Below are 12,055 nucleotides of genomic sequence, written 5' to 3'. Positions count from 1 at the left end.
GCACGAGATTAAGACAATCCTGCTGTTTTTTTCTTTTTAGCTGCTTTTTCACGTTCGTTCTTATTGAGGATCTTCTTTCTTAAACGGATGGATTCAGGTGTTACTTCACAATATTCATCTTCGTTTAAGTACTCTAGAGACTCCTCAAGAGACATGATGCGCGCTTTTTTAATTGTAGTTGTCTGATCCTTTGTCGCAGAACGGACGTTTGTTTGCTGTTTCATTTTGCTGACGTTAACAACAAGGTCATTGTCACGGTTATGCTCTCCAACGATCATTCCTTCGTATACTTCAGTACCCGGCTCAACGAAGATGACACCGCGGTCTTCAATTCCTTGAATACCGTATGATGTTGCTTTTCCGTTTTCCATTGACACAAGTACACCTTGACGGCGTCCGCCGACTTGGCCCGCCTGCATCGGCTGGTAGCTGTCAAACGTATGGTTCAAAATACCGAATCCGCGTGTTAATGATAGGAATTCTGTAGAGTAACCGATCAATCCGCGGGAAGGAACTGTAAAGATGAGACGGACTTGGCCGTTTCCGTTGTTGATCATATCAACCATTTCGCCTTTGCGGGCACCCATTGATTCCATGACAGAGCCAGTATGCTCTTCAGGAACATCAATTTGCACACGTTCAACAGGCTCACAGCGTACGCCGTCGATTTCTTTGATAATAACTTCAGGTTTTGACACTTGAAGCTCATAGCCCTCACGACGCATATTTTCAATTAAAATTGACAAGTGCAGCTCACCGCGTCCTGAAACAACCCAAGCATCAGGAGAAGCTGTTGGCTCAACACGCAAGCTCACATCCGTCTGAAGCTGTGATTGAAGACGCTCTTCGATTTTGCGGGCCGTTACATATTTGCCTTCACGGCCTGCAAACGGACTGTTATTCACGACAAATGTCATTTGAAGTGTCGGCTCATCAATGCGAAGCACCGGAAGCGGATCTTGATGGTCTACAGGACATACTGTTTCACCAACGTTGATATCTTCCATCCCGGAAACCGCAACGAGGTCTCCCGCTTTTGCTTCTTCAATTTCCACACGCTTTAAGCCTTGGAAACCAAAAATCTTTGTAACACGGAATGACTTTGCCGTTCCGTCAAGCTTCATAAGAGAAACCTGCTGTCCGACTTTCATTGTGCCGCGGAATACGCGTCCGATTCCGATACGGCCTACATAGTCGTTGTAGTCAAGAAGGGCAACTTGGAATTGAAGCGGCTCCTCTGCATTATCAACAGGTGCCGGGACATGCTTAATAATGGTTTCATATAAAGCTTCCATGTTTTCATCCTGTTGTTTCGGATCAAGACTCGCTGTTCCATTAATCGCGGAAGCATATACCACTGGGAACTCGAGCTGCTCTTCATTAGCATCAAGCTCAATGAACAGATCCAGAACTTCATCGATAACTTCCTCTGGACGAGCAAAGTCACGGTCAATTTTGTTTACAACAACAACAGGGTTCAGGTTTTGCTCAAGAGCTTTTTTCAGAACAAAACGAGTTTGAGGCATACAGCCTTCATATGCGTCAACGACAAGCACTACGCCGTCAACCATTTTCATAATCCGTTCTACTTCTCCCCCAAAGTCTGCGTGTCCAGGGGTGTCCAAAATATTGATACGTGTATCTTTATAGTTAATCGCAGTATTTTTCGCCAATATTGTAATGCCGCGTTCGCGTTCAAGATCATTAGAGTCCATTGCGCGTTCAGCAACCTGTTCGTTGGCACGGAACGTACCAGCCTGATGTAAAAGCTGATCGACTAGAGTCGTTTTCCCATGGTCAACGTGGGCAATAATCGCGATGTTGCGAAGATCATTTCGAAGTTTCACTTTTTCATCTCCTAAAAAAATTAGATAACTTTCATATTATATCACACATCCTCTTTAAAAGCGTCACGTTTTTCTGTAAACTTAATATAAGACGTAAAAGGGGATGGAATTTATGAAAAAAATGAATTGGCTTTTACTATTATTTGCATTTGCAGCGGTTTTCAGCATTATGCTGATCGGCGTCTTTATCGCTGAAAAAAGCCCTGCAGGCATTATCGCCAGCATTGTACTTGTTTGCGCTGTCATGGGCGGCGGATTTACATTAAAAAAGAAAATGCGCGAACAAGGCTTGCTTGATTAAAAGCATTGCCCCACCGGCGACATTGTAATCAAAAAACACCGCAAAGAAAGCGGTGTTTTTCATTTCTTAAGCCTTATCTCCCCTGTTTCTTAGTCAGGAAGATGCAAAACAGCCTTCATACATAGACAATCGTTCTAACGATCACACGTGCAGCCTTCAAAAAGTAGTTCGGCAACGATACACATAAAATACCATAGCGCCTATTCCTCCACCGGAAACTACTCCCTATAATGGAATTTGTAGCACAATTCATAAAAGGGAGAGAAGAAACATGAAGAAAACATTTGTAAAAAAAGCTATGTTAACGACTGCCGCAATGACATCAGCTGCTCTATTAACGTTCGGTCCTGATGCAGCCAGCGCAAAAACACTGGTTGATAACACTGCTGTTCAACTCCAGCATCAGGCGAGCACTAACGAAGATCTCAATACATTCATTGATATATTAAATCAATGTATATACGAACAAGACGGTGTATATTATTTTGACAGCGAAAAAGCTGTCGAGTTAGGAATGACAAAAGAAGAGGCTCAGGTAATTGCTACACTCTGGGAATCGACATCAGAATTTTTCAGCATTGTTTCACAATGTGTGTATCTCGAGGATGGAAATTACAAATTTGATACAGAAAAAGCAGTTGAACTTGGCTTCACAGAAAAAGAAGCACTTGCACTTGAACAATTTTTCTCCGCTGTTTCTCTCAAGATTCACATTCTTCAAGCAGCCATTGTGCTACAAGATGATGTGTACAGCTATGATAAAGACGCAGCGCTACAAGCAGGTGCAACGCCACTGCAAGCTGACGTTTATGAAAAACTCTTCAGTGCCATGTCACAAGAACAGCTTGCCGCTATTTACGATATGATTCATCCCCAGGCTTAATGTGAAAAAGCGCTTGCCGGAATCGGACAAGCGCTTTTTTTATATCAGCAATTTGATGATCAGCATCATGGCAACCGCCGCTCCAAACCAGCAGGCAGCTTTCATGATAAGTAATCCATAGTACCTCTGTTTAAAACGCAGTTCTTCTTCCGGCAGATAAGTCTCCTCAACGGCCTGTTCGCTTTCCAATTCAAATGGCTCAGCCATCGTGTCATACATGTCTCTGCAGCTGCTGCACATTTTTAAATGCTCTTCTATAACGTGTTCCGTTTCTCTTTTACAATCACCTTCAAGATACAGAGGAAGCAGGTCTCTTACTAGAAAGCAGGTCATATCCGCTCCTCCTCTCTACTTTTCGTCATGTTTTTCTTAAGTTCTAATCTAGCCCGGTGCAATGTGGTTTTCACCTTAGAAAGACTCCATCCTAATATCTCAGCGATTTCTTCATAAGAAAGCTCTTGGAATTCTCTTAAAATCAAAACGGATTGATGCTGATCTTTTAACTTCAGGAGCTCCTGCCGCAGTGTTTCGCTTTTCACCGTCCGTGACAGATACTGTTCAGGCTGCTCATAAGTTGTTTGCGTTACCCCTTCATTTTTGCTGATATCAGTAAATTGGTATTTGACATCCCTGCGGTACCAATTGATAAAGGTATGATGCGCAATGGTGTAGAGCCATGTTCTGATGGAAGAATGCCCCCTAAACGAAGCCAGACCGTTAAGAGCTTTCACAAACGTGTCTTGCGCTAAGTCCTTGGCTGTTTCAAGATGATGAGTCCTTCTGAATAAATAATTTAAAATTTCTTGATAATACTGCCGATACAAGTCCTCAATGGAATCCCTATGCTTCATTAAAAGTAAAACCACACCGTCATCCAAATGGCCAATAAAATGAAACAGATATACATGGAAGACAGGTATACTTTCATATATCTGATTTGGCTTTCTTCTTCAGCACCGGGACTTCTCTTTAAACAAGTTTTACTCTTTAAGTCTTCCGCATTCTTTTGAAATAGGGATTCATGCTGTTTCATCCATTCCATTGATTCATCCTCTAGCTCTCCTTCTTTATACAGGTCGTATAAGTCTACAAAAACAGATTCTTTTTCTTTATGATTCATAAAGACTTTTCACCTCTTGTGTTTCTCCATCCACTACATAGGCATCATGGCGATTTGAACCAAACGGCTGAATAATGATCAGCCATGCATAATGCCGTTCATCCTCTCTTTGAACGATAATCGGACGCATACGCTTTTTGTAAATAACATCCTGATATAGAGAAGCTACCTTTTCGTAAGCCAATGTTCCATTACGATACGTATAGGGGAATGACTGATCAGGTGTATCGCTGTATACATAAACGTTTAGCTGACCTTGATCTTCAAAAAACTCATATGTTTTAGAAGAATCAGTATACATCACCATGTCACTCTGACTGCTTTTTTTCTTCATTTCTGATACATCAGCATCGAAGACCGTTAATACCTGCCGCTGCAGCCGGCTGTTAGTCAGTGAAATTTCCTTTTTCATTGGAATCGAGAGACTGTGTAAACTACCGGATTCTCCATCAAACTCCAATACAATTCCATCTTTTGTTTCAACTCTCACCATGCTTCCGAGCAGGCTGTCGCTTTCAATATCAGTGATCTGATAAGGCTGTTTTGATATGTTCAGCGCTGTAAACATTTGTTCCACTTTGTCGTGAATGTTTTGTTCTGTTATATGAACATGCAGAAGAGAGTCAAGCTGATAAATCGAAGGATCTTCACTAAACCCCATTAAGGTTTCCTTTTCCCAATAAAATACCGCGCCATCATCAGCATGATCTTTTTTATGAAGTTGATTTTTCAGGTAAATACGTACGACTGTCTGGCCGTCTTCTTGAGATACCTTTGTTTCGATATGATCCTTATGTAACACACGTCCGTGTCGCTCAAGGAAAGCGATGGACTTTCGCTTGTACTCCTGATTCGTTAGCTTTTTCCCATGCGCTTTTTGTAAGTATTCATAATTACGAATCAGCTGCGATACTTCATCTACCTCAGCTTTATAACTCTTGCTTTCAAATGAGTAGAAATAATGCACATCCATGTTTGTATCGTGCAAATAAAGTGTTTCATCCGTAGGAAAAAATGACTTTAGTATCTGTTCCGCTTTTTCTGATGAAATGTGCTCCCCGACATAATTGAATGAATCATGGACATTTATCGGTTTTGATACAGCGAAAGCAGCCGTTCCTATGTTATATATCGGATTTAACAGCAGGACAAAAAACACCATGACAGCCATCGTCACCCACTTATTCACACGCACATAAACCTTTCCTGACTTTTGGAACAGATGATAGCTCATCAAAAATCCCGCCATTGCCAAATAAATCGTATATGGCATTACTGCACCATAATCTTTTGAGATTTGATTGGGATATGGCGCAAGCAGCAAGACAAGCAGTCCGATAATCAGCGTATAAAATAAGCCTAGTAAAATCTTATTTGTTCTCCAATACAGCTTGAAAAACACAACATTCAACACAATAGAAAGAGTAATAATGAAAAACAGAAACACGAATGCAACTGGCTCGACTCCATCCGGATTTTCCTTCCAATACGTAAAGAAACTGAATATCATTTGTACGATTGGCAAACTGACAACGGCAAGGTCGAACGTATAAAACTTACCCTTTCCGCCATGATCACGCGGCATCAACATATAGTGAAAAGCCGTCAGCAGCACATATCCGTATAACAAAAAATGCAGCAGCGGCAACAGTTCTTTTCCGTCCTCTCTTAAGTAAGCGCTGGTGAAGTTTGTTGATTGCACCTGGTGAATAAGTTCAACAGACACTCCCGCCAGCAGCACAATCCGCAACATAACACCCGCCAAGAACATTGTGCGCTGCAGGTTTATTTTGGGATGATGCACCAAAAGATATAAGCCCGCCAGAACAACAATTGACCATTGAATCAGCAGGGTGCTTTGTCTGCTTAATATAAAATAACGTTCGAAATGCAATACATAATGACTGAATAACTCCAACACGAACAACAATCCTTTACTTCTTATTAAGGCCTCATTCGGTTAGACAGCGGACTTTTCAAAAAGTTTCAAGTTGAAACAAAAATATCTCATCTTCCCCTTGATATGTAAAAAACATAACTCTTGAGTGAACCGTCACATGACACTTGACTCATCTTGATATTATTCAACAAAAACAAACACAGGACAATACTATCAATTTTGTCTAGTTATGTTAGTTTTTGTTGAGTATTCCAGAATGCTAGTTTAATATAACAATATAAAGTTTTCAGTATTTTCAAAAAGGGGGATTTATTGTGGGTTTAGGTAAGAAATTGTCTGTTGCTGTCGCTGCTTCGTTTATGAGTTTATCAATCAGCCTTCCTGGTGTTCAGGCTGCTGAAGGTCATCAGCTTAAAGAGAATCAAACAAATTTCCTCTCCAAAAACGCGATTGCGCAATCAGAACTCTCTGCACCAAATGACAAGGCTGTCAAGCAGTTTTTGAAAAAGAACAGCAACATTTTTAAAGGTGACCCTTCCAAAAGGCTGAAGCTTGTTGAAAGCACGACTGATGCCCTTGGATACAAGCACTTTCGATATGCGCCTGTCGTTAACGGAGTGCCAATTAAAGATTCGCAAGTGATCGTTCACGTCGATAAATCCGATAATGTCTATGCGGTCAATGGTGAATTACACAATCAATCTGCTGCAAAAACAGATAACAGCCAAAAAGTCTCTTCTGAAAAAGCTCTGGCACTCGCTTTCAAAGCTATCGGCAAATCACCAGACGCTGTTTCTAACGGAGCGGCCAAAAACAGCAATAAAGCCGAATTGAAAGCGATAGAAACAAAGGACGGCAGCTATCGTCTTGCTTACGACGTGACGATTCGCTATGTCGAGCCTGAACCTGCAAACTGGGAAGTCTTAGTTGACGCTGAAACAGGCAGCATTTTAAAACAGCAAAATAAAGTAGAACATGCCGCCGCCACTGGAAGCGGAACAACTCTAAAGGGCGCAACTGTTCCTTTGAACATCTCTTATGAAGGCGGAAAATATGTTCTAAGAGATCTTTCAAAACCAACAGGCACCCAAATCATCACATATGATTTGCAAAACAGACAAAGCCGCCTTCCGGGCACGCTTGTCTCAAGCACAACGAAAACATTTACATCTTCATCACAGCGGGCAGCCGTTGACGCACACTATAACCTCGGTAAAGTGTACGATTATTTTTATTCAAACTTTAAACGAAACAGCTATGATAACAGAGGCAGTAAAATCGTTTCTTCCGTTCACTACGGCACTCAATACAATAACGCTGCATGGACAGGAGACCAGATGATTTACGGTGATGGCGACGGTTCATTCTTCTCTCCGCTTTCCGGCTCATTAGATGTGACAGCGCATGAAATGACACATGGCGTCACCCAAGAAACAGCCAACTTGATTTATGAAAATCAGCCAGGTGCATTAAACGAGTCTTTCTCTGACGTATTCGGGTATTTTAACGATACAGAAGACTGGGACATCGGTGAAGACATTACGGTCAGCCAGCCTGCTCTTCGCAGCCTGTCCAACCCTACAAAATACAACCAGCCTGACAATTACGCCAATTACAGAAACCTTCCAAACACAGATGAAGGCGATTATGGCGGTGTACACACAAACAGCGGAATTCCAAACAAAGCCGCTTACAACACCATCACAAAACTTGGTGTATCTAAATCACAGCAAATCTATTACCGTGCGTTAACAACGTACCTCACGCCTTCTTCCACGTTCAAAGATGCCAAGGCAGCTCTCATTCAGTCTGCCCGTGACCTCTACGGCTCAACTGATGCCGCTAAAGTTGAAGCAGCCTGGAATGCTGTTGGATTGTAATATTAGGAAAAGCCTGAGATCCCTCAGGCTTTTTTGTTACATATCTTGATTTCTCTCTTCAGCAGAGACAACGAAAAGATGCTGTCATGAGACAGCAACCGCTTCTGATTTGCAAAAAGAGGGATGCAGCCGCAAGTGCGCATTTTATAAAAGCTAATGATTCAGTCCACATAATTGATAGACGAATTCTGCTACAGGTCACGTGGCTATGTGAAGGATCGCGCGTCCAGTTAAGAGCAAAAACATTGACAAAAAAATTTATTTATGCTAAAATTTACTATTAATATATTTGTATGTATAATAAGATTCTCCTGGCCAGGGGAATCTTATTTTTTGTGGAGGATCATTTCATGAGGAAAAATGAGTCCAGCTTAACGTCTCTAATTTCAGCTTTTGCCCGTGCATATCACAGCCGATATGACACACCTCTTATTTTTGATGATTTTATCGCAAAAGATCTCATTAACGAAAAAGAGTTTATCGACATCAGTAAAAATATGATTCAAGGAATATCGTTTTTCAACAAAGAGATCGCCGAACGTCTTCAAAATGATCCTGAAAAAATATTAAAATGGGTTGCACAAATCCAGCTGTCTCCAACGCCCCTAGCACGTGCTTCTTATTGTGAAAAAGTCTTGCACAACGAATTAATCCTGGGGGCAAAACAGTATGTCATTCTTGGAGCGGGACTGGATACTTTCTGCTTTCGGCATCCAGAATTAGAAAACAGCTTACAGGTTTTCGAGGTTGATCATCCGGCCACACAGCAATTGAAAAAAAATAAGCTGAAGGATGCAAATCTGACAATTCCGGGTCATCTTCATTTTGTTCCTATGGATTTCACCAAAACGTTTTCGTATGATCCTCTCTTAGATGAAGGATTTAAAAACACAAAAACATTCTTCAGCCTTCTCGGAGTGTCTTATTATGTAACACGGGAAGAAAATGCAAGCTTGATCAGCAATTTATTTTCTCATGTCCCGCCTGGAAGCTCTATTGTTTTTGATTATGCGGACGAAACACTTTTTACAGCAAAAGGGACGTCGAATCGAGTTGAACATATGGTGAAGATGGCTGCCGCAAGCGGGGAACCGATGAAATCATGTTTCACTTATCAAGAGATTGAACATCTGTTAGAGTCATCTGGTTTACTGATCTATGAACATCTATCACCAGACGACATCAATGACCTTTTCTTTAGTAATCGAAAAGACAATTTGTCAGCGTTTGAAACGATTCATTATATTCATGCGGTAAAAAAATAATTTTCAAATCATCAGAAGCCTCTCAATGTTTGAGAGGCTTTTTATTGAACCCGCATGCAGCAAATAAGCTGCCATTATCATACGGCAGCTTCTGCTAAAGGCTTCACCAAGATCATAAATGATTTGCCTTTCTCATCTTTTTCCGTTTTCAGCTGTTCAAAGCCGCATTGGCTTAAAAACAGTATCCATTCCCTGCGCTCAATGGGAACTCCCGCAAACATCGCTTTATGTTTCGCTCTAAGCAATTTGCTGATCTGTTCAATGATCATCTTCGCATGTCCCTTTTTTTCTTCAGCCGGGTCAATCAGGACCGTTCCGAGCCACGGCTTACCGTTTGAAGGAGACCACTCGAGATGGTAGCTGACGGCAACAGGCATACCGTCTTTTTCCCATACAAGCCATGAACCGTTGTACATGGAGTAGGAAATGATATAGTCTTCTGCATCTTTATCTCCAAACTCCTCCTCTTTCCATACAGGATGAGCCTCCGCGAGCTTTTCTAACAAGCTGAGATCATCCTGCTCAAATGGCCTACTTCCGAGCATGAAGATACTCTTCAAATATCGTTTTATGTATAGATGGGTTTCCGGCTAGCACACTGTGGTTTTCTAAAAAGGTAAACGGCTCTCCTTCAATGGTCGTATAGGTACCTCCTACTTCATTTAACAGCACACAGCCGGCTGCGTAGTCCCATGGCGCAAGCCGCATCGTGATGTAAGCATCTATTCTTCCTGCCGCGACATTTGCCAGCTCTAAAGCGGCAGAACCGTAGGAGCGTGTGCCTCTGACTCTTTTCACAAGTGGCGCTAACACACTTTGATCAATTCTTCTGTTTTCCGTTACCCATGTTGCATTAATGGCAAGAATCGCTTCTTCAATGACGGTTTCTTTTAATGGAGCCAGCTTCGTTTCATTCATATAAGCTCCTCTGCCGCTAAATGCGTGATACAACTCATCGTGCACCACATCATAAATTAAACCGATTTTACCTTCACCGTTTTCAAAAATCCCAATGGAAATCGCAAAATTTCTTTGCTGGTGCACAAAATTCATCGTCCCATCAATCGGATCAATAATCCATACGACTCCCTCAAGTGAGTGGATTTTGTCTCCTTGCCCCTCTTCACCGAGTATCCGATGTCCCGGAAATGTTTCTTGAATTCGATCAATGAAAAACTTTTCGGTTTCTTTGTCAATATTGGTGACTAAATCATTCGGATTTGATTTCGTTTCAATTGTCAGGCTTTCATGCATGGATTGTGTAATTCTCGCGCCTGCTTCTCTTATCCATTTCTTTGCAATCTCATCGATTTCCGTCCAATTTGTCATTCGTTCGTACCTCTCTTCTATGTAGACCTTTTATTTTATAGGATACTGATAACGGCAATGAAAAAGCAAGGAAAATGAAAAATATCCCTTCTCACGTAAAAACGAACCATTCATGCGGTTCGTTTTCACTATCGCTTTTTTACCCGTTAAGACGAATCCATTCTTTTCTAAGTCGCTCAAGTTTGTTTTTGCTTTGTTCAATCTGCTCTTCATTTTCTTTCTGCATTGCTTCATATAGGGTTGCCAATTCATAATCAACCTCTAGTCTCCAGACAGCAACACGATTGTTTTTCTCTTCCTTAAATCCCTCTTTTACAACTTGCCTCATTGTCTTTCGCCCCTTCCAGAGATCATTTGTTTGTAAAAAAGCATCCCATTTTGCCATTCAACAATGATTACTTCTTATATCGTATGATTGTTCTATTTACGCGCAACATGATTCTGAAAATTGTGTGTTTACCTACTCGTTTATTACCACATTTCTCCTTACTTCAAACGCGCTCAATCTTTTTGAAGCTCGTATGAACTGTGATAAAATATGTATACTTAGCATGAAGGAGGAAAATCATGACACAAATGCGTTTCACTGAAGAAGACTTTAACACATTTACAATAGAAGGCTTAGACGCGCGCATGGAAGTATTAAAAGAGACGGTCCGTCCGAAGCTTACAGCTCTAGGCGAACATTTTGCCCCAACTTTATCAGCTTTAACCGGAGATGAAATGTTTCCGCATGTGGCAAAGCACGCAAGAAGATCCGTCAATCCCCCGGCTGACAGCTGGGTGGCGTTCGCAAACAGCAAAAGAGGCTATAAAAAACTGCCGCATTTCCAAATTGGTTTATGGGAAAGCCACGTCTTTGTATGGTTCGCGATTATTTATGAATCCCCTATCAAAGAAGAATACGGCAAATTGCTTGAAGTGAACCAAGAAACCATTACGAAAAATATCCCTGACAGCTTCGTTTGGTCTGCAGATCACACAAAACCGGGAGTACATAAACAGTCTGAAATGGACAAGGAACAGCTGAAGACACTGTTTGAGCGTTTGCAGACTGTAAAGAAAGCCGAGCTGTTATGCGGCATCCAGCTCCAAAAAGAAGAAGTGCTGAATATGAATAACCAGGAATTCCTTCAGCGTATCGACGATGCCTTTAAACAGCTTGCTTTTCTGTACCGTCTCACCCAAAAAGTAACACAAGCATAAAAAAGAGCCGGGATATCCCCCGGCTCTTTTTCTTACATCTTAATCTTCGCGTGATCAGATTCTCTCGCCTGTTTGACCGTGCGATAAGGAGAATATGTACTTTGTTCCTCAAACTCGCCGCATAGCTTTTTTTCTTCGGCCTTCCCCGGTACAATTTCCTTGAAACGGCGGTAAGCTTTAAGCAGTTCTTCACGATCCGCCCCTTTTTCATATGCAAGCTCAACCTGCTGGAAAAATGCAATCACATCCACTGCTTCTTCGGTTGTCCAATCTTCATTCATCGGATATTGATACTCCATTTTCTTCACTCCTTGTAGATTTACT

General features: G+C 41.6%; 14 protein-coding genes. 5 read left to right on the top strand and 9 right to left on the bottom strand.

The window, feature by feature from the left end; genetic code table 11:
- Positions 1–8: 8 nt before the first annotated feature.
- Positions 9–1,847 (bottom strand): translational GTPase TypA, encoded by a 1,839-nt coding sequence (gene typA / locus MKX38_RS07895; protein WP_003232278.1) that lies wholly within the window; start codon positions 1,845–1,847, stop codon positions 9–11.
- Positions 1,848–1,959: 112 nt separating this feature from the next.
- On the opposite strand from typA, the gene MKX38_RS07890 reads away from it, so the two are divergent.
- Positions 1,960–2,148 (top strand): YlaF family protein, encoded by a 189-nt coding sequence (locus MKX38_RS07890; protein WP_003245500.1) that lies wholly within the window; start codon positions 1,960–1,962, stop codon positions 2,146–2,148.
- Between the two features lie 271 nt (positions 2,149–2,419).
- Complete coding sequence (locus MKX38_RS07885) at positions 2,420–3,031, top strand: hypothetical protein (RefSeq protein ID WP_021479358.1); 612 nt, start codon at positions 2,420–2,422, stop codon at positions 3,029–3,031.
- Between the two features lie 39 nt (positions 3,032–3,070).
- On the opposite strand, the gene sigQ is transcribed toward MKX38_RS07885, so the two are convergent.
- The 4 genes from sigQ to MKX38_RS07865 are packed head-to-tail and all read right to left on the bottom strand — an operon-like array spanning position 3,071 to position 6,081.
- Positions 3,071–3,364, bottom strand: a complete 294-nt coding sequence (gene sigQ, locus MKX38_RS07880; RefSeq protein WP_128139349.1) for an anti-SigP sigma factor SigQ — start codon at positions 3,362–3,364, stop codon at positions 3,071–3,073.
- A complete protein-coding gene (ylaC, locus tag MKX38_RS07875; RefSeq protein WP_032725760.1) occupies positions 3,361–3,882 on the bottom strand; it encodes an RNA polymerase sigma factor YlaC in 522 nt (173 codons plus the stop codon). The genes sigQ and ylaC overlap by 4 nt, the downstream gene beginning before the upstream one ends.
- Entirely contained in the window at positions 3,882–4,151 is a 270-nt protein-coding gene (locus MKX38_RS07870; RefSeq protein WP_003232287.1) for a hypothetical protein, read from the bottom strand. Before MKX38_RS07870 ends, ylaC begins: the two co-directional genes overlap by 1 nt.
- A complete protein-coding gene (locus MKX38_RS07865) occupies positions 4,141–6,081 on the bottom strand; it encodes a hypothetical protein (protein WP_103803450.1) in 1,941 nt (646 codons plus the stop codon). The genes MKX38_RS07870 and MKX38_RS07865 overlap by 11 nt, the downstream gene beginning before the upstream one ends.
- 284 nt (positions 6,082–6,365) lie before the next feature.
- Between MKX38_RS07865 and nprE the strand changes: the two genes are divergently transcribed.
- A complete protein-coding gene (gene nprE, locus MKX38_RS07860) occupies positions 6,366–7,931 on the top strand; it encodes a neutral metalloprotease NprE (RefSeq protein WP_014479700.1) in 1,566 nt (521 codons plus the stop codon).
- Between the two features lie 350 nt (positions 7,932–8,281).
- Positions 8,282–9,196 carry a class I SAM-dependent methyltransferase gene (locus MKX38_RS07855; RefSeq protein WP_220396749.1) on the top strand — a complete coding sequence of 305 codons (915 nt, stop codon included), beginning with the start codon at positions 8,282–8,284 and terminating at the stop codon, positions 9,194–9,196.
- A 77-nt stretch (positions 9,197–9,273) separates the two neighbouring features.
- Here the strand turns inward: MKX38_RS07855 and MKX38_RS07850 are convergent, their stop codons facing one another.
- From MKX38_RS07850 to MKX38_RS07840, 3 genes are all read right to left on the bottom strand, one after another.
- The gene (locus MKX38_RS07850; protein ID WP_003232296.1) at positions 9,274–9,702 is read right to left on the bottom strand and encodes a GNAT family N-acetyltransferase; all 429 of its coding nucleotides are present in this window, start codon (positions 9,700–9,702) and stop codon (positions 9,274–9,276) included.
- A gap of 25 nt (positions 9,703–9,727) precedes the next feature.
- Positions 9,728–10,525 (bottom strand): inositol-1-monophosphatase, encoded by a 798-nt coding sequence (gene suhB, locus MKX38_RS07845; protein ID WP_003232297.1) that lies wholly within the window; start codon positions 10,523–10,525, stop codon positions 9,728–9,730.
- 139 nt (positions 10,526–10,664) lie between these two features.
- On the bottom strand, positions 10,665–10,853 hold the full coding sequence (locus MKX38_RS07840; RefSeq protein WP_009967148.1) for a hypothetical protein: 189 nt from the start codon (positions 10,851–10,853) through the stop codon (positions 10,665–10,667).
- Positions 10,854–11,092: 239 nt separating this feature from the next.
- On the opposite strand from MKX38_RS07840, the gene MKX38_RS07835 reads away from it, so the two are divergent.
- Positions 11,093–11,731 carry a YktB family protein gene (locus MKX38_RS07835; RefSeq protein WP_003232300.1) on the top strand — a complete coding sequence of 213 codons (639 nt, stop codon included), beginning with the start codon at positions 11,093–11,095 and terminating at the stop codon, positions 11,729–11,731.
- A gap of 32 nt (positions 11,732–11,763) precedes the next feature.
- Here MKX38_RS07835 and MKX38_RS07830 read toward each other — a convergent pair whose 3' ends face one another.
- A complete protein-coding gene (locus MKX38_RS07830; RefSeq protein WP_003245382.1) occupies positions 11,764–12,030 on the bottom strand; it encodes a UPF0223 family protein in 267 nt (88 codons plus the stop codon).
- Positions 12,031–12,055 lie beyond the last annotated feature (25 nt).

It is taken from the genome of Bacillus sp. FSL M8-0025, assembly GCF_037975475.1.
In the GTDB taxonomy this organism is placed as follows: Bacteria; Bacillota; Bacilli; order Bacillales; family Bacillaceae; genus Bacillus; species Bacillus subtilis.
The sequence above is the reverse complement of the archived record's forward strand: the minus strand, read 5'-3'. Positions and strand labels throughout refer to the sequence as shown.